An 18,315-nucleotide genomic window follows, 5' to 3' on the forward strand; every position below is an offset into this window, starting at 1 on the left:
TCATCGCTTCCTATCCTTAACGGTTTAATCGGTTCTCGATAAGTGAATCTACCACACTCGGATCTGCTAGCGTAGAAGTATCCCCTAAATTGCTGTAATCGTTCCCTGCAATTTTTCGAAGTATTCGCCGCATGATTTTGCCCGAGCGGGTTTTTGGTAATCCCGGCGACCACTGAATGAAATCTGGCGTAGCAATAGGGCTAAGTTCTTTACGCACCCATTGCACCAGCGCTTTCTTCAGTTCATCGCTCGCATCCACACCATCAACCACGGTTACATAAACGTATATTCCCTGGCCTTTCAAATCATGCGGATAACCCACTACTGCCGCTTCAGCAACTGATTCGTGTGCAACTAACGCACTTTCAATTTCAGCCGTGCCTAAACGGTGACCAGAAACGTTCAATACATCATCAACCCGGCCAGTAATCCAGAAATCACCATCTTCATCTCTGCGTGCGCCATCACCAGTAAAATACACATTTTTGTAGGTGCTAAAATAGGTTTGCTCGAAACGTTCGTGATCGCCCCAAAGCGTGCGTGCTTGCCCTGGCCAGGAATCTTCAATAATTAAATTGCCTTCGGTAGCCCCCTCTAACGCCTGCCCTTCGTTATCAACTAACTTCGGCTTAATACCAAAGAATGGCAGCATGGCTGAGCCTGGCTTCATATCCGTAGCCGCTGGGAATGGTGCAATTAAAATACCACCGGTTTCAGTTTGCCACCAAGTATCCACAATTGGGCAATTACTGTTACCAATAGTTTTGTAGTACCACTCCCATGCCTCTGGGTTAATCGGCTCTCCTACTGAGCCGAGAATACGCAAGGTATCACGTTTACTGCCTCTGGCAGCCGCATCGCCTTTCGCCATGAGCGCACGAATTGCGGTAGGCGCGGTATAGAGAATGCTTACTTTATGTTTATCTACTATTTTACCAATTCGCGATACATCTGGGTATGTTGGTACGCCCTCAAACATTAACGTGGTAGTGCCATTGGCCAAAGGCCCATAAACGATATAACTATGGCCGGTAACCCAACCAACATCGGCCGCACACCAATACACATCATCTTCTTTCAAATCGAAGGTGTACTCGTGGGTCATAGCTGCATAAACTAAGTATCCACCAGTGGTATGAACCACACCTTTAGGTTGTCCGGTAGAACCGGAAGTATACAAAATGAATAATGGATCTTCGGCATTCATCACCTCGGCCGGGCAATCACTATCGCAATCACCAATGAGATCGTGCCACCAAACATCGCGGCCTTGCTGCATATCGTAGGCCACATCCGTATGCTTCAAAATCACTACGTTTTCAACGGTTGGGCAAGCGCCATTCGCCAATGCTTCATCTACGTTGGGTTTCAGCGCAACACCTTTGCCGCCGCGCCGCCCTTCATTAGAGGTAATCACCACTTTAGCACCGCAATCGTTTACCCGATCGGCAATCGCGTTGGGTGAAAAGCCAGCAAAAATAACAGAATGCACCGCACCTAAACGAGCACAAGCCAGCATTGCGTAAGCCGCTTCGGGAACCATTGGCATATAAATAGCCACCCGGTCGCCTTTCTTCACACCCAGCTTTTTCAAACCATTGGCAAACTTAGCAACTTGCTCATGCAATTCGCGATAAGAAATTGATTTTTGTACGTCAACTTCATCGCCTTCCCAAATAATAGCGGTTTTATCAGCGCGCTCGGCCAGATGCCGATCCACACAGTTGTAGCAGGCGTTTAATGTGCCATCGGCATACCACTGAATATCAATATTACCGGGTGCAAAACTTGTTTGCTTTACTTTGCTGTAAGGGCTGAACCAAGTAATACGCTCGCCCTCTTTGGCCCAAAATGCTTCTGGGTTATTCACTGATTCTTTGTATTTACTTAAATAAGTTTCTGGATTCAGACGCGCATCTGCTTTTACTGCGTCAGGCATTGGGTACACGTGTGCTGACATTTAGCTTTCCTCCTGAATTTCTCTTGTCTGTAGTTGTACTGATTTCGGGCCCTGAAACCTATTAGACCATAGTCTAGATTGACCAAAACTACATATTATCGAATGCTTACACCACACTAAAAACGCATCTAAATGCGCTTCATAAAAACTAATCCATCTGTTGAATAATCACAACGAGGAACTCAATATGCAACGTTTAACCACGGCTTTACTGGCGAGCACTTTAGTTGCTGGCGGCTTAGCAAGCATGGCAAACGCATCTGCAGAAACCGAATACAGCTACGGCGGCTACATCAAGGTAGATGCTATGATTAGCCGCACCGATAGCGGATCTTTACCTTCTGGCAGCATTGGCCGAGATTTCTATATTCCTGGGCTAACGCCAGTTGGCGATGGCGCCAGCAATACCTATACTGATTTTCATGCTCGCGAAACCCGGTTTTTCTTCCGAGCAGTGCAAACCTTAGAAAACGGTGAGCAAATTACCGGCTATATTGAGTTAGATTCTCTCGGCACGCCCGGCGGTGATAAACGTATTACCAACTCCTATTCACCACGCGTACGCCATGCTTTCATTCAATATCGCAACTGGATGGTAGGCCAATATTGGAGTAACTTCCAAGACGTAACCATTATTCCAGAAGCACCTGATTTTGTTGGCGCCCCCGATGGCATTGTATTTAATCGCCAACCACAAGTTCGTTACACTATGGCAAACGGTTGGAGCTTTTCAGTTGAAGCACCAGAAACAACTATAACACCCAACATGGGTGGCACCGGCCGAGTGACTACAGGTGATACCGCAATGCCTGATCTAACGGCTCGTTACCAAACCAAAGTGAACAACGTGCATTACAGTGTGGCCGCGCTTGTTCGCCGCCTTGAATATCGTCAAGATGGTGTGAGCGATACGGTGAATGGTTACGGCATTAACCTTTCAACCAAAATCGATATCGGTGAGCATGATATTCGCGCTGGATTTGTTCATGGTGAGGGTATTGGCCGTTATGTGGGGCTCAACTCGGTAAACGATGCTGTGGTAGACGATATACTGAACCTCGATACCTTAGGTTATACCGGCTTTACCTTGGCATACCGCCATGTTTGGAGTGAGAAATACCGCACCAATTTTATTATTACACGCGGTATGTTTGATGATAAACGCGAATACACCGGCATAAATGCAAACGATCACACCCAACGCATTGCTGCTAACTTGATGTACCAAGTAAACGAGAAGCTGGTTGTGGGGGCCGAAATTAGCCGAGCAAATCGAGAGTTGTTAAGTGGCGATGATGGCAACCTAGATCGCCTACAATTTAGTGTTATGTATTCATTCTAAGCACCGTTCGGCGTGAGTGTTCAGCAAGTGAACGCTTACGCTCCACTTTTCTTAGTTACCCCCCAAAATCTTTGGTAAACTCCGTCACTCAGTTATGTTTTCGAGTGTCGGAGGTTTTTTATGTCGAAGAACAACCAAGCCATTAACGACATCGACCTGTTTCGTGAATTGATGCAGGATGTAAAGCCCTTACCGCAAGAAGAAATTACCACAGTTAAAACACCAAAAGCCTCGGCTGAAAGTTTAGAAGAACGCCGCCGGGCAGCTGAAGCTAAAGTAGAAGATGATGCTGCTGCCGCCTTAAGCGAAGAAGTTCGCGAGTGGGTAGCACCCACCGATATTATTGGCTGGAAAAACGATGGCGTTCAAGATGGTGTTTTTCGCCAACTCAAGCGCGGCAACTACGAACCGCAGGCAACTCTGAATTTACATCAATTACGCGTAAGTGAAGCGCGCCGCGAAGTAGCGGGCTTTATTAAAGAATGCTACCGCACTGGTGTACGCACCGCATTAATTATTCACGGCCAAGGGCTGAAAAGCCAACCGCGCCCTGCGCTACTGAAAAGCTTGTGCTATCAATGGCTACCGGAACTTGAACATGTACTCGCTATTCACAGTGCGCAAAAGTTCCACGGCGGCTCCGGTGCGAGCTATGTCATAATACGGAAAAATTCAGCTGTTAAACTGGCTACGAAAGAACAAAATCGAAAACGCTAATTTTGCTTTAACATAGGAATAAAATCATGTTGATACAGCCACGTAAGCAAGTAAAACGCACCTTAATTATTGGTGCCGCGATGCTCGGGCTAACTCTACCTATCGCTGCAACAGCAAGCGAGCCGGCGCCTGAAGAACCAAAACAGATTATTTTGGTTATTGCCGATGGTATGGGCTTTCCTTTTTTATCCGCTTATCGCTATTTTAAAGATGGCCGTAACTCATCCGTGGCCGCTGATATTGAGCAAACCATTTTTGACCAATACTTGCTTGGTAGCGCCAGCACTTACCCAGCCGACGACACGTTGGTTACGGATTCAGCAGCAAGCGCTACTGCGTTAGCCACCGGCGTTAAAACCTACAACGGTGCGATCGCAATGGATAGCGAGGGCAACCCGATTCCTACTATTATGCAGCTTGCTCGTGAAAAGGGATGGCAAACAGCCGCTATTGCCACCACTAAAGTTACCCACGCAACACCAGCATCGTTCTTTACGCATTCACCTTCTCGCCGCATGGAAGATGAAATCGCCGACCAGTTCGCCGTAGTTGACGACAACGGCCAACCTATATTTGATTTATTATTAGGCAGCGGCCGCAAACACTTTGTACGTGAAGATGCCGAAGGCAACCGCGTTAGCCATTTACGTACGCTGAATAACCGCGGTGTTCGTGTGATCGAAAGCTACGAGCAATTACAAACACAACAACGTTTACCACTGCTTGGATTATTTTTCGACGATTCCTTCCCATACGTTATTGATGACGAAAAGCGCTTAGAAATGATGACGCGCGAAGGTTTGCGCCTACTCGGCAATAGCGAAAAGCCTTTCGTTTTAATGATTGAAGCTTCAATGATTGATTGGTGTGGCCATGCAAACGATGTAGCCTGTGCTATGCACGAAATGGCTGAGCTGGAAGAATTAATGGAGTTCTTAGAAGAATACGCTGATGGCCGTAATGATACGCAAATCATTCTTACTGCCGACCACAGCACTGGTGGTCTTTCACTCGGTGCGGATGGTAACTACAAATTCCGCGCAGGTGATTTACACCGCATTGGCCGAGGTTTACGCACAATGGCAGTTGATTTAAATGATATGCCCGCAATTGATTGGGATGCGTACATTGAAAAATACTTGCCGTTCCCATTATCTAGCGAACATCAAGCGGCCTTAAGTGAAGTTGCTGCAAGCACTAGTGAGCGTCGCCGTGCCGATATTCAAGATATACTAGTGAACATTGTGCGCTTCCACACCGGTGCTGGCTGGACAACGGGCGGACACACCGGCGAAGATGTACCCGTTATCGCCATCGGCCCTTGGTCAGATAGCTTCCGCGGCTCACAAGATCAAACAGACATCGGCAAGCAACTCTTCGATTGGGTGCAGAACTAAAGAGCTTCCGCTGGGGGGTGTTGGGCTTTGCAGAACCGCTCAAGTACATCCATGTAACGCTACGATCCGCGCCATCCTTGGCGCGGACGTTTCTGCATACCCAAACACCCCCCAGCTCGCGCTCTTGAGTTCAGCCTCTCAAGTTCAGGGCTGAATTCGTGAGGGGAGTACCCGTAATTCCGGGACGCCGTGAATACATCCATGTAGGCTTGGCTGCCGCATCCATGCGGCAGACACCCGGCATCACGGATACTCCCCCCACGAACGCCCTTAACTCAATCCCCAACTGATAATCTCGGATTGAGCGGCGCGAGCCGAGGGCTTATTCGCCATCCAGAAGTGTCCACGCCAAGGATGGCGTGGATCACAGCGTTACATGGATGTACTTGAGCGGTTCTGGATGGCGATTAAGCCCTCGGCGGAAGCCGCTCAATCCGAGCTGGAGGCTTCAGAAAAATGATGAGGGGCTTATTTTGAAGCGGTTGGCTAGTTTAATGATGTGTTCTTTCGTTAGGTTCCGTTTGCCAGTAAGCACTTGCGACACCATGCTTTTTTTACCAATTTCTTGTTCAAAATCAGCTGTTTTTAAACCATGTTGGTCCATCAGTACACGCAACATCACCACACCCGAATCTGCACCAGAAATTTCTTTATTAAAACTCGCAAACTCTTCCGCGCCCTCTTCATAGCGCTCAATAGAGTTTGCTAACGCTTCAATCAACACCACATTCGCATCATAGTGCTCGATCAAATTTTCCATCAGCTCAAGCGCTTGAGTATGTTCGGTAGATGAATTAATTTCACGCAGCACCGGATAGCGCTCCAGAATTTGAGCAGCCATACTGGTAATATCAGGCTCAACTATCATTTACTACCTCGCTAATTCCGGTATTTCTTACAAAGCTCATCATATTCAGCATGTGAAACGATATGCTTTACGAATAGCCGCGAATGCCTAAATTCAATAAAGGCCAACAACCGCAAGTTATTTCCACCAATATCGATCACCCACCATTTATCTTTGTATTTAAAATTATCCAATGAACGAAACACAGCTCTTAACTCTTGAGGGCTAGAAAAGTGCCCTACCTTTAGAACACGATACACGGCCTCAATCGCCGCTGCATCATTCGGGAACCGCTTAATCGCATCAACAAATGGCTTTCTGGAAATTACATGCATAGTCACTCCGTTTACTATCTGTAAACTATATGACACTTCTTGGAGGTTTACAACTAGTAAACTATCAAAAGAATGAGCTTCCACGAAACTGAGCGGCGCGAGCCGAGGGCTTATTCGCCATCCAGAAGTGTCCACGCCAAGGATAGCGTGGATCACAGCGTTACATGGATGTACTTGAGCGGTTCTGGATGGCGATTAAGCCCACGGCGGAAGCCGCTACTGAGAAGCTTGGAAAAAAGAGCGTTTGAGGAAGGATAGGTTCGAGCCCGGGATTGAACTTATCCTTCACAAATCAGCTCTTTTCCACGAAACTGAGCGGCGCGAGCCGAGGGCTTATTCGCCATCCAGAAGTGTCCACGCCAAGGATGGCGTGGATCACAGCGTTACATGGATGTACTTGAGCGGTTCTGGATGGCGATTAAGCCCACGGCGGAAGCCGCACAGTTTCGTGCGCTAAGAGCCGAAATAGCGGCGGGCGTTGCGGAAGATGCGTAGCCAGGCGCCATCTTCGCCCCACGATTCTGGATACCACGAATTGCTGATGGCACGGAACACCCGTTCCGGGTGTGGCATCATAATAGCAACACGGCCATCGGCACTCGTTAAGCCAGTAATGCCTTGCACCGAGCCATTAGGGTTCGCCGGATAAACTTCGGTTACTTCACCGTAGTTATCCACGTAACGCAGGGCAACCTGCTTACCTTTCGCCAAACCAGCAAGTGCCGCATCAGCATCGTTACGGCTAAATTCAACTCGGCCCTCACCATGGGAAACCGCGATAGGCATAAGCGAACCCGCCATACCACTGAACCACGGCGAGTTGTTCTCTTGAATCTCAACCATCGCCACCCGCGCTTCAAAACGTTCAGAACGGTTCGTAACGAAGTGTGGCCAATGCTCCGTGCCCGGAATCAGCTCGTGTAAATTTGAAAGCATTTGGCAACCGTTACACACACCCAATGCTAGGGTATCTTCGCGCGCAAAAAAGTTCGCAAATTGTTCGCGAGCATTTTCATTAAATAGAATTGATTTTGCCCAACCTTCACCGGCACCCAAAACATCGCCGTATGAAAAACCACCACAAGCCGCTAAGGCCTGGAAATCATCTAACTTGATGCGGCCACTGAGAATATCGCTCATATGCACATCAACCGCCGTGAACCCCGCACGATCAAATGCCGCCGCCATCTCATAATGAGAGTTAACGCCCTGCTCACGTAAAATCGCGATACGCGGCGAATTCCCCTTTAAAATATAAGGGGCCGCAATATCTTTTGCCGGATCAAAGCTCAGCTGTGCATTCAAGCCTGGGTTTGTTGTATCTTGTTTCGCCGCAAATTCCTCATCCGCACATGCGGGGTTATCGCGTAAGCGCTGCATTTGATGGGTTGTTTCCGCCCAAATGGCACGAAGTTGCGAGCGTGGCGCTTGATAGATGAGCGCATCGCCTTGCTTAACACGCACATGATCTTCGCTGCTCACTTGGCCGATATCAACACACATATCGGCATAACCTGCAGCCGCACATTCTGCTTGAATACGCTTGGCCACTTCATTGCTTACCTGCAATACCGCACCCAGCTCTTCACTGAACAATGCAGCCACTGCATCAACACCCTCGGGGAGTTGAAGCTCTACACCACAGTTTCCAGCAAAAGCCATTTCGGCAGCAGTAACGAACACACCGCCATCAGAGCGATCGTGGTAAGCCAAAAGTTCATCGTTAGCCACCAGTTCTTGCACTAATTCGAAGAAAAAGCGCAGATCAGCCGCTGCTTCTAGATCAGCTGGAATATCACCTAACTCACGGTAAACTTGGGCTAAGGCAGAACCACCAAGGCGGTTTTTGCCACGGCCTAAATCGAGCAATAGCAAGCGAGCATCATCGCGCTCACTACGCAGCATTGGTGTTACTGTTTTGCGCACATCAGTAACCCGGCCAAATGCAGTAATTACCAATGAAAGCGGCGAAGTTACCGCCCTATCTTCGCCATTCTCTTGCCAACGCGTTTGCATCGACATGGAATCTTTACCTACCGGAATAGTTATACCAAGCTCGGGGCAAAGTTCTTCGCCAATAGCTTTTACAGCTTCATAAAGGCCAGCATCTTCGCCTGGGTGGCCAGCAGGTGCCATCCAGTTCGCTGAAAGTTTAATGTGTTTGAAATCACCAATAGCAGTGCCCGCAATATTCGTAATAGCTTCGGCCACTGCCAAACGCGCAGAAGCACCATGATTCAACAACGCTACAGGGGTACGCTCACCCATCGACATCGCTTCGCCAGCATAGCTATCGTAAGAAGCAGCGGTAACACCACAATCAGCTACCGGAATTTGCCATGGCCCAACCATTTGATCACGCGCAACCAAACCGGTAACGCTGCGGTCGCCAATAGTAATTAAGAAGGTTTTTTCAGCGATTGCCGGGAGGCGCAACAAACGGTTTACCGCGTCAGCCACATCAATTTTCTTCGTTTTTAAAGCTGGGTTATTCACCTGAGTGGATACCGCTTCCCGATGCATTTTTGGCGTTTTACCCAACAATACATTCAGCGGCATATCAACCGGGTAGTTATCAAAAATTTCATCATACAAACGCAAAGTTTGTGCTTCAGTGGCTTCCCCCACTACTGCAAACGGTGCGCGTTCACGTTTGCAAATTTGCTCGAACGCAGCTAATCGCTCTGGTGCAATAGCAATAACATAGCGCTCTTGCGATTCGTTACTCCAAACAGCCATTGGCGCCATGCCCGGCTCATCATTTGGAATTGCGCGAAGTTTAAATTCACCACCACGGCCGCCATCGTTTACCAGTTCTGGTAATGCATTGGATAAACCACCCGCGCCCACATCGTGAATAAATACGATTGGATTTTTATCGCCAAGCTGCCAACAACGATCGATTACTTCTTGGCAACGGCGCTCCATTTCGGGGTTTTCTCGTTGTACAGAGGCAAAATCAAGCGCTTCAGAAGAATCACCTGAAGCCATCGATGATGCCGCGCCACCGCCTAAGCCGATATTCATAGCTGGCCCACCAAGCACAACTAAAGGCGCGCCCACTGGAATTTCGTGCTTTTCTACATGCTCTTCACGAATATTACCTAAGCCACCGGCGATCATAATTGGTTTGTGATAACCGCGTACTTCGATTCCATTGAAGCTATTTACTTTTTCTTCGTAGGTGCGGAAATAACCCAAAATATTGGGGCGGCCGAATTCGTTATTAAACGCAGCACCACCAAGTGGCCCTTCAAGCATGATATCGAGTGCGCTAACAATGCGCGAAGGGCGGCCAAAATCTTCTTCCCACGGTTGTTCAAACCCTGGAATGCGTAAATTAGACACCGAGAAACCTACTAGGCCAGCTTTTGGCTTCGCACCAATACCTGTTGCGCCCTCATCACGAATCTCGCCACCTGATCCCGTTGCTGCGCCAGGGTATGGCGAAATAGCCGTAGGGTGGTTATGGGTTTCAACCTTCATTAGAATATGAATCGGCTCACCATGATAATGGTATTCACCGTTACCAGCTTGTGGGAAGAAGCGCCCCGCTTCTGAGCCCGTCATTACTGCAGCATTATCTTTGTAAGCGGAAAGCACGTATTCAGGAGTAACTTCATAAGTGCGTTTAATCATTTTAAACAATGATTTTTCTTGTTCTACACCATCAATTGTCCATGAAGCGTTAAATATTTTGTGCCGGCAATGCTCTGAGTTGGCTTGGGCAAACATATACAGCTCTGCATCTACCGGGTTTCGGCCAAGCTTTTCAAAGTTCTCTGTTAGGTAATCAATTTCATCGTCAGCGAGTGCTAAACCTAGGCTTTGGTTCGCATCTACTAATGCTTGGCGGCCGGCGCCGAGAATATCTACCGTGGTATAAGGGGCTGGTGATTGTTCGCTAAATAGCGCTGAAGCCGCGGCTAAATCGAAAAAAGTGCTCTCGGTCATGCGATCGTGCAGTAGCACGCTAGCTTGTTTGCTTTGCTCAGCGCTGAGGGAGCCTTCTAGATAATAGGCAATGCCCCGCTCTATGCGCTCTATTTTTTGTAACCCACAATTATGTGCGATATCTGTAGCTTTCGATGCCCACGGTGAAATAGTTCCAATTCGCGGCGTTACTAAAATTAGTGTCCCGCTTGGTGCATGCAGCTCACGCTGCGGCCCATAGTGCAGTAACTTCTCTAAAACCCGTTTCTCTGTTGGTGCCAAAACCCCCGCAGCACTGATGTTTGGGCTTTGCTCTTGCGTAGTTTCCGAGCAATGAACAAAGTGCACATACTCAGCGTAAACCGAGGTGATAGGTAAGCCCGCACCATGAAGACGTTGAACTAGTTTTTCAGCACGAAAATCAGACAATGCAGGTGAACCACGAAGGATATCCACGGGTTTAGCTCCAGATTACTTTGAGGAATGAAGATGGGCTCATATTATAGAGAAAATGATGTGAAGTTGCGACATAAATGACAATGCAGAAATTGCGATGTTCTGTTATAACTACGCTTATGAATATTATTTACCAAAAGCGATATGAGCTATGAGCTTAACAAGAATCGGTTGCGCCCTGCGAACCCGTTCGTTGTGGCTATTCGCATTACTTACCATCAGCCTTACCGGCTGCGGTAATGAGCGCGTGGATCAACATCAGCTTGAGCGTATACAAGAGCGCGGCGTGTTGCACGTTGGCACGATGATGAGCCCGGTAAACTACTATTTGGGCTCCGATAATCTCGAAACTGGTTTTGAATATGAACTAGCAGCAAACTTGGCGCAACAACTTGGTGTTGAGCTTGAAATGAGCACAAGCTACGAGCTGCGCGATTTGTGGAGCAAACTTGAAAGCGGCGAAATTGATTTTGTAGCCGCTGGTATTGATGTTACCGAGCTGCGATTAGATTGGCTTAAATTTACCCCTGCTTACCACAATATTGAGCAAAAATTAGTGTTTCGCCAGGGAACTCGAAATCGCCCTCGTGAGTGGTCGGAAGTAAATGGAACGATTCGTGTGGTTGCTGGCAGTAGCCACGAAGAGCATTTGATTGAGCTCAGCAAAACCTACCCAAACCTGCAATGGACCAGCACTCACTTATACGATGCGGATGAACTGTTAGAGCATGTTATTCAAGAAAAAATAGATTTTACCATTGTTGATTCCCATCACTTAGATATCAAACGCCGGGCTTACCCAAATTTAAGTGTGGCGTTTACTACACGAAACACCGTTCCGATTGCTTGGGCATTTCATGGTGGGCATGATGATTCGCTCTATGCAGCCGCGGTAGAATATATTGGTGGCCAACATGAAAACGGTGAAATTGCGCAACTTGTTGATCGTTACTTTGGCCATGTTTCCGAATTTAATTTTGTTGATACTCGAGCTTTCATTGCTGCTACCGAAAACGTATTGCCCGACTACCTGAATTTATTTAAGGAATACTCCGGCGAACTAGATTGGCGTTTGTTGGCTGCTGTTAGCTATCAGGAATCACTTTGGGATCCATGGGCGCGTTCAGTTACCGGCGTGCGTGGGTTGATGATGCTGACATTGCCAACAGCTCAAGATATGGGCGTAAATAGCCGCCTTGATCCTGAGCAAGCCATTCGTGGTGGTGCTGAATATCTGCGCCGGCTACATCAGCGTTTACCCGATAGAATAAACGAACCTGATCGCACTTGGATGGCGCTAGCAGCTTATAACGTTGGCTTGGGGCACTTAGAAGATGCCCGTATTATTACTCAGCGCCAAGGTGGTAATCCGGATTATTGGATAGATGTTCGAGATCGATTACCGTTGCTGCGGCAAAAGCAATTTTATCGCACTACGCGGTTTGGCTTCGCTCGCGGTGAAGAGCCGGTAAATTATGTAGAGAATATCCGGCGCTACTTTGATACGCTAGTATGGCTTGATGATCAGGGAAGATTACCAGCTTCAGGCATAGATTATTCCAGCCTCACACAAACTGCGAATAGGGCAGAAGAAGAATGAAATTGAAATCGAGATTAGTTAAAAACGAGCGGCGCCGGCAGTTGTGGAAACGCCACAGCCGTAACATTGTGGATCGCCGGAATAAATGGTTTTATTTAACTGAAACCTGCTTACGCCCAGTAACTAGCCCGAACGCTCCAGATCCAGAAGATCTTGATTTCAAAGCGTTTAAAGATTAGTTCGAAGGCGTTGTTTCAGTGCCTTCTTCCTCTCTCTTTGGGCACTAAAAAAACCTGATAGCTGCGCAGCGCACTCTTCTTGCAATACACCACTGGTAATTTCAACCTTGTGATTCAATTCTGGATACTGAAGTAGATTCATTAAACTTCCGGCAGCGCCGGTTTTCAAATCGGGTGTGCCATAAACTAGGCGGGAAATTCGGCTGTGAACCAATAAACCAGCACACATGGGGCATGGCTCCAGAGTTACATATAGGGTGCTTTCGAGAAGGCGGTAGTTGCCAATTTCCGCAGCACCTTGGCGAATCGCTTCAAATTCAGCGTGCAATGATGGGTCGCAACTGCCGATCACACGATTACGGCCCACGCCAATAATTTCATCTCGATACACCAACACGGCGCCAACGGGAACCTCGCCATCGGCCTCAGCTTGCGCCGCTAACTCAATGGCTTTATGCATGTAGCTTGTATCTTTCTCGAATTGGGTTAATTTAGTTTCCATATCATTCATCACCTAACGCGCCCTAAGCAAAGCCTAAGAAGATACCAATATACCGGCAACGATATAACAACCTGTAGCCAAAGCCGCGGCTAACAGCGCGTAGGGTAGCTGGGTTCGCACGTGATCGATGTGCTCCGAGCCAGAAGCGAGCGAGGCGATAATCGTGGTATCGCTAATGGGCGATGAATGATCGCCAAAAATACCACCCGCAAGCGCAGCACCAACAAACAATGCAACGGGTAAATCTAAGCCCACGGCCAACGGAATAGCAAGCGGTAGCATAATAGCGAAAGTACCCCAACTTGAACCAATGGCAAAAGCAGTAAGCGCTGAAAGGAGAAAAATTAACGCTGGCAACAGCCAATTCGGCAAGCTTGCGTTTAATATGCCCGCTAAGTACTCTCCCGAACCGAGTGTGCGGGTTGCATCGCCCAACGCTATCGCCACCCACAAAATAATCGCCAATGGCAATATTTTCCAAGCACCACGGAGCACCGAAGATACAATGAGCTGAGCCGACGCACCTAGACTCAATACCGTACCGATGATGGCGATAGCTAAGGCCACTACAATGGCAGTGAATACGCTGAGCATACCATCGCCAGCCACAATACGGCCCTCACCTGTGAACCAAAGCATTACGGGAACCATCAGCACCATAGTGACTAAACTAATGATTACCGTATAGAGCGCGCCTTTGTTCACAACTTGGCTAGTTGCCGCAGCTTCGGGTTTATTGTTTAGGTTTAATTGCGCCGTTTTCTCAAATCCTTTCATCGGGCCAAACGCCCAGCCCGTCCAAGCGACAAAGAGCGCCAGAAATAACGCAATAATGGCGTAGAAGTTCAAACCAATAGAGGCCACAAAGGTACCAATCGGCTCACTAATACCCTGATTGCCAATTAAACCAATATTGAAAGCACCCCACGCATTGAGCGGAATTAGAATACAAATAGGTGCGCAGGTAGAATCAACTAAGTAAGCCAATTTTTGCCGAGAAATACCAAGCTGATCGTATACCGGCCGCGAGGTAGTGCCCGATGTCATAATCGACACATTCGATTCGATAAACACCAAAACACCTAAAATCCAGGTAAACATGCGAGCGCGGCGTTTATTCGGCACCAACTGTTTTTGCTGCAGCGCTGCTACAAAATGCTTGAAGGTACCACCACGTTCGAGAACACCAAAAAGCGCACCAATAGCGAGCGTGAAGCCCCAAATTAGTTGATTGGAAGGATCGATAAGAACTTCGCCAAGGCTAGTAACACCGGAAATAACTCCGGTGCCAACGCTGGGCATAAACAACAGGATGTGGGCGAGCAGAACGCCGCCCAACAATGCCCACACAACTCGGCGGGTTAGAATGGCAAATACAATCGCAAGTAGCGAAGGAAGTAAGCTTAACCAACCCAGTTCTGTGTTCATTTTGCGGCATCCTTTCTTATTATTTTATTGAGCCGCGTTATTCCCATTCGATGGTAGCTGGCGGCTTACCTGATACATCGTATACCACTCGGGAAATACCATCAATTTCATTGATAATGCGGTTCGATACACGGCCTAGTAGTTCATACGGCAAGTGTGCCCAATGCGCGGTCATGAAATCAATGGTTTCTACTGCACGCAGTGAAATTACCCAATCATATTTACGCGCATCACCCATTACACCAACCGAACGCACCGGCAAGAACACCGCAAAGGCCTGGCTAACTTTGTGGTAAAGCTCAGCTTTATGTAGCTCTTCAATAAAAATGGCATCAGCACGGCGAAGCAAATCACAATATTCTTTTTTCACTTCACCCAAAACCCGAACGCCCAAACCCGGGCCAGGGAACGGGTGACGGAACAACATATCGTAAGGCAAACCGAGTTCAAGGCCGATTTTGCGCACTTCATCTTTAAATAGTTCACGCAATGGTTCAACCAACTTCATCCGCATCTCTGGCGGCAATCCACCTACGTTATGGTGCGATTTAATCACATGCGCTTTACCGGTTTTTGAACCCGCCGATTCAATTACATCTGGATAGATCGTACCCTGCGCTAACCAATCAACCTCGGTAAGCTCATGCGCTTTTTCATCAAATACTTCAATAAACGAACGGCCAATCGCTTTGCGTTTCGCTTCCGGTTCATCGATACCAGCAAGGGCATCAAGAAAACGGTCTTCCGCATCAACACGAATGATATTCAAGCCAAAATGGTCACCGAACATTTCCATTACTTGATCACCTTCGTGCAACCGCAGCAACCCGTTATCCACAAACACACAGGTAAGCTGATCGCCAATCGCACGGTGCAGTAACATTGCAGTTACTGATGAATCAACGCCACCCGAAAGCCCCAACATCACTTTCTCGGTACCTACCTGCTCACGAATACGCGTAATAGCATCTTCAATGATCGCGCCTGGGGTCCAAAGCTTTTCACACTTACAGATATCCAACACGAAGTGCTCGAGCATGCGCTGGCCTTGGCGGGTATGGGTTACTTCTGGGTGGAACTGCACCCCATAGAATTGCTTCTCTTCATTCACCATTGCCGCATACGGGCACGTATCAGTGCGCGCAACGGTTTTAAAACCTTCAGGAATCGCACTTACTTTATCACCGTGGCTCATCCACACATCGAGCAACGGCAACCCTTCGGCACTCACACCATCTTCGATATTGGCAAACAGTTTACAATCCGCAATCTGTTCTACTCGTGCATAGCCAAATTCACGCAAGTTAGAACCTTGCACAGCGCCACCAAGTTGCGCCGCCATGGTTTGCATCCCATAACAAACACCAAAAACTGGCACACCAGCTTCGAAAACATACTCGGGCGCACGCGGCGAATTAGCTTCTGGCACGCTCTCTGGGCCACCAGAAAGAATAATACCATCGGGCTTAAAGCCTTTAATATCTTCCGCATCCACATCCCAAGCCCAAAGCTCGCAATACACGCCAATTTCACGAATTCGGCGCGCAATAAGCTGTGTGTACTGCGATCCAAAATCAAGTATCAAAATTCGGTGCTGGTGAATATCGTGTGTCATGAGGTTCCCAATATCTAATTAAATGCGTAAATCAAATTAATAGCTGCGGCTTGGCTGCTCGCTTCCACGGTAAGATACAGACATTGCTGGAACGCTCAAGTACATCCATGTAGCGCTATGATCCGCGCCATCCTTGGCGCGGACATTCCAGCAACGTCTTGTATCTTACCGCTCACGCGAGCAGCTACAACATCCGGTCTTCGAAATTTAAAAGCATAGCGTTATCCAGTAAACCTTGCCTCTGAAAGTAGCCGCGCTTGCACAATAGCCCGAACACGTACGTTCGGACTAAATGAACCTTATCAATAGGCTTACCGCTAGTTTGTACCTGGTTGCTTGCGAAATACGCGAGCGGTGGTAAAAGCTGGTTGAGAGAAATGTCCGCTCCATGGATGGCGCGGATCATAGCGCTACATGGATGTACTTGAGCGTTTCTCACAATCAGCTTTTACCAACGCGGAAGTATTTTGCGATGGCAACCAGATACAAACTAGCTACACGAGCCGAACCAGTGGTTCATTTAGCCCATGCGGTAGTTCGGTGCTTCTTTGGTAATTTGTACATCGTGCACGTGCGATTCGCCCATGCCCGCAGCGGTTACTTTTATGAACTGTGGCTTGGTACGCAGCGTTTCGATATCTGCCGAGCCCGTAAGCCCCATGGCAGAGCGTAAGCCACCCATTTGTTGATGGATAATGTTCGCAATTGGGCCTTTGTACGCTACGCGCCCTTCAATTCCTTCAGGAACCAACTTCTCAACCTGATTAGAAGATTGGAAATAACGATCCGACGAACCGTGGCTCTGATTCATGGCACCCAAAGAGCCCATACCGCGATACGATTTGTAGTAACGGCCTTGGTAAAGCTCAACTTCGCCCGGAGATTCTTCCGTGCCCGCCAACATGCTACCCACCATCACGCAGCTTGCGCCAGCAACCAGTGCTTTTGCAATATCGCCAGAGAAGCGAATGCCACCATCGGCAATTACTGGAATATCACGGCCCTCAAGGCCGGCTACTGCATTTGAAATCGCAGTTATCTGCGGTACACCGCAGCCGGTTACGATACGTGTAGTACAAATTGAGCCTGGGCCAATGCCCACTTTCACAGCATCAACACCCGCATCTGCAAGCGCTTGTGCACCTTCAGCTGTGGCCACGTTACCACCAATAATGTTTAAATCAGGATATTCTTTACGAGTGGTACGTACCCGCTCGAGAACGCCTTCAGAATGGCCGTGAGAGGTATCGATAAGAACAACATCAACACCCGCATCAACGAGTGCGGCGATACGCTCTTCAGTGCCAGCACCAACGCCTACCGCAGCACCAACACGCAAACGGCCTTGATCATCTTTACAAGCGTTCGGTTTATTAGCAGCTTTTTCGAAATCCTTTAGCGTAATCATGCCCCGTAATTCGTGGGCATCGTTCACCACAAGAATTTTCTCAATACGATGTTTATGCATCAAATTCAGAATATCTTTGCTTTTGGTGTTTTCTTTTACGGTAATGAGGCGGTCTTCTGGGGTCATTACATCGGCAACGGTTTTGTTATTGGCTTCTTCAAAACGCGTATCACGGCCGGTAACAATACCTACCAAACGATTGTTATCTACCACTGGGAAACCTTGAAAGCCATGCTCTGCAGCAAGTGCTTTTACTTGTTTAATAGTGGTTTTGGAACTAACGGTTACCGGATCTGAAACAATACCACTTTCGTATTTTTTCACTTTACGAACGTGAGCAGCTTGTTCACTAATACTCATGTTCTTGTGAATAAATCCGATGCCGCCTTCTTGGGCGAGTGCGATGGCAAGATCAGCTTCCGTTACTGTATCCATGGCCGCGGAGACCATTGGAATATTGAGCGAAATTGAACGAGTTAAACGTGTGTTCAGATCGGCTGTATGCGGCAACACAGTGGAATGCGCAGGCAGTAATAGAACGTCATCAAAGGTTAAAGCTTCTTGAGCTAATCGTAGCATGGCAACATCTCTCGCTA

General features: G+C 48.0%; 13 protein-coding genes. 5 read left to right on the forward strand and 8 right to left on the reverse strand.

Annotation, left to right across the window (positions count from 1 at the left end):
• Nucleotides 1–16: 16 nt before the first annotated feature.
• Complete coding sequence (gene acs, locus A28LD_RS08545; protein WP_007420679.1) at nt 17–1,960, reverse strand: acetate--CoA ligase; 1,944 nt, start codon at nt 1,958–1,960, stop codon at nt 17–19.
• A 187-nt stretch (nt 1,961–2,147) separates the two neighbouring features.
• Here acs and A28LD_RS08550 point away from each other — a divergent pair, with 187 nt between their 5' ends.
• The 3 genes from A28LD_RS08550 to A28LD_RS08560 all read left to right on the forward strand — a co-directional run bounded on the left by A28LD_RS08550 (nt 2,148) and on the right by A28LD_RS08560 (nt 5,416).
• On the forward strand, nt 2,148–3,302 hold the full coding sequence (locus tag A28LD_RS08550; RefSeq protein ID WP_007420680.1) for a DcaP family trimeric outer membrane transporter: 1,155 nt from the start codon (nt 2,148–2,150) through the stop codon (nt 3,300–3,302).
• A gap of 120 nt (nt 3,303–3,422) precedes the next feature.
• A complete protein-coding gene (gene smrA / locus A28LD_RS08555; RefSeq protein ID WP_007420681.1) occupies nt 3,423–4,019 on the forward strand; it encodes a DNA endonuclease SmrA in 597 nt (198 codons plus the stop codon).
• Between the two features lie 26 nt (nt 4,020–4,045).
• Nucleotides 4,046–5,416: an alkaline phosphatase gene (locus A28LD_RS08560; protein ID WP_007420682.1), complete on the forward strand. Its 1,371-nt coding sequence runs from the start codon at nt 4,046–4,048 to the stop codon at nt 5,414–5,416.
• A gap of 448 nt (nt 5,417–5,864) precedes the next feature.
• On the opposite strand, the gene A28LD_RS08565 is transcribed toward A28LD_RS08560, so the two are convergent.
• The 3 genes from A28LD_RS08565 to purL form a co-directional block, all read right to left on the reverse strand.
• Nucleotides 5,865–6,284, reverse strand: a complete 420-nt coding sequence (locus tag A28LD_RS08565; protein WP_007420683.1) for a helix-turn-helix domain-containing protein — start codon at nt 6,282–6,284, stop codon at nt 5,865–5,867.
• A gap of 11 nt (nt 6,285–6,295) precedes the next feature.
• Nucleotides 6,296–6,598, reverse strand: a complete 303-nt coding sequence (locus A28LD_RS08570; RefSeq protein ID WP_007420684.1) for a type II toxin-antitoxin system HigB family toxin — start codon at nt 6,596–6,598, stop codon at nt 6,296–6,298.
• A 453-nt stretch (nt 6,599–7,051) separates the two neighbouring features.
• Complete coding sequence (purL, locus tag A28LD_RS08575) at nt 7,052–10,987, reverse strand: phosphoribosylformylglycinamidine synthase (RefSeq protein ID WP_007420685.1); 3,936 nt, start codon at nt 10,985–10,987, stop codon at nt 7,052–7,054.
• A 151-nt stretch (nt 10,988–11,138) separates the two neighbouring features.
• Between purL and mltF the strand changes: the two genes are divergently transcribed.
• Both mltF and A28LD_RS08585 read left to right on the forward strand, forming a co-directional pair.
• Complete coding sequence (mltF, locus tag A28LD_RS08580) at nt 11,139–12,587, forward strand: membrane-bound lytic murein transglycosylase MltF (protein WP_007420686.1); 1,449 nt, start codon at nt 11,139–11,141, stop codon at nt 12,585–12,587.
• A complete protein-coding gene (locus A28LD_RS08585; protein ID WP_007420687.1) occupies nt 12,584–12,766 on the forward strand; it encodes a hypothetical protein in 183 nt (60 codons plus the stop codon). Before mltF ends, A28LD_RS08585 begins: the two co-directional genes overlap by 4 nt.
• Here A28LD_RS08585 and tadA read toward each other — a convergent pair.
• The 4 genes from tadA to guaB form a co-directional block, all read right to left on the reverse strand.
• The gene (tadA, locus tag A28LD_RS08590; RefSeq protein ID WP_007420688.1) at nt 12,756–13,277 is read right to left on the reverse strand and encodes a tRNA adenosine(34) deaminase TadA; all 522 of its coding nucleotides are present in this window, start codon (nt 13,275–13,277) and stop codon (nt 12,756–12,758) included. The genes A28LD_RS08585 and tadA overlap by 11 nt on opposite strands.
• Before the next feature lie 24 nt (nt 13,278–13,301).
• Nucleotides 13,302–14,696 carry a Na+/H+ antiporter NhaC family protein gene (locus A28LD_RS08595; protein WP_007420689.1) on the reverse strand — a complete coding sequence of 465 codons (1,395 nt, stop codon included), beginning with the start codon at nt 14,694–14,696 and terminating at the stop codon, nt 13,302–13,304.
• A gap of 37 nt (nt 14,697–14,733) precedes the next feature.
• On the reverse strand, nt 14,734–16,311 hold the full coding sequence (gene guaA, locus A28LD_RS08600) for a glutamine-hydrolyzing GMP synthase (protein ID WP_007420690.1): 1,578 nt from the start codon (nt 16,309–16,311) through the stop codon (nt 14,734–14,736).
• A gap of 520 nt (nt 16,312–16,831) precedes the next feature.
• A complete protein-coding gene (gene guaB / locus A28LD_RS08610) occupies nt 16,832–18,298 on the reverse strand; it encodes an IMP dehydrogenase (protein WP_007420691.1) in 1,467 nt (488 codons plus the stop codon).
• Nucleotides 18,299–18,315 lie beyond the last annotated feature (17 nt).

This window comes from Idiomarina sp. A28L, from assembly GCF_000218785.1.
Taxonomy (GTDB): Bacteria; Pseudomonadota; Gammaproteobacteria; order Enterobacterales; family Alteromonadaceae; genus Aliidiomarina.

Excerpts from the sequence above, each read along its gene's own strand:
- acs (WP_007420679.1), bottom strand. The coding sequence starts at position 1,960 with ATGTCAGCACACGTGTACCCAATGCCTGACGCAGTAAAAGCAGATGCG.
- A28LD_RS08550 (WP_007420680.1), top strand. The coding sequence starts at position 2,148 with ATGCAACGTTTAACCACGGCTTTACTGGCGAGCACTTTAGTTGCTGGC.
- smrA (WP_007420681.1), top strand. The coding sequence starts at position 3,423 with ATGTCGAAGAACAACCAAGCCATTAACGACATCGACCTGTTTCGTGAA.
- A28LD_RS08560 (WP_007420682.1), top strand. The coding sequence starts at position 4,046 with ATGTTGATACAGCCACGTAAGCAAGTAAAACGCACCTTAATTATTGGT.
- A28LD_RS08565 (WP_007420683.1), bottom strand. The coding sequence starts at position 6,284 with ATGATAGTTGAGCCTGATATTACCAGTATGGCTGCTCAAATTCTGGAG.
- A28LD_RS08570 (WP_007420684.1), bottom strand. The coding sequence starts at position 6,598 with ATGCATGTAATTTCCAGAAAGCCATTTGTTGATGCGATTAAGCGGTTC.
- mltF (WP_007420686.1), top strand. The coding sequence starts at position 11,139 with ATGAGCTTAACAAGAATCGGTTGCGCCCTGCGAACCCGTTCGTTGTGG.
- A28LD_RS08585 (WP_007420687.1), top strand. The coding sequence starts at position 12,584 with ATGAAATTGAAATCGAGATTAGTTAAAAACGAGCGGCGCCGGCAGTTG.
- tadA (WP_007420688.1), bottom strand. The coding sequence starts at position 13,277 with ATGAATGATATGGAAACTAAATTAACCCAATTCGAGAAAGATACAAGC.
- A28LD_RS08595 (WP_007420689.1), bottom strand. The coding sequence starts at position 14,696 with ATGAACACAGAACTGGGTTGGTTAAGCTTACTTCCTTCGCTACTTGCG.
- guaA (WP_007420690.1), bottom strand. The coding sequence starts at position 16,311 with ATGACACACGATATTCACCAGCACCGAATTTTGATACTTGATTTTGGA.
- guaB (WP_007420691.1), bottom strand. The coding sequence starts at position 18,298 with ATGCTACGATTAGCTCAAGAAGCTTTAACCTTTGATGACGTTCTATTA.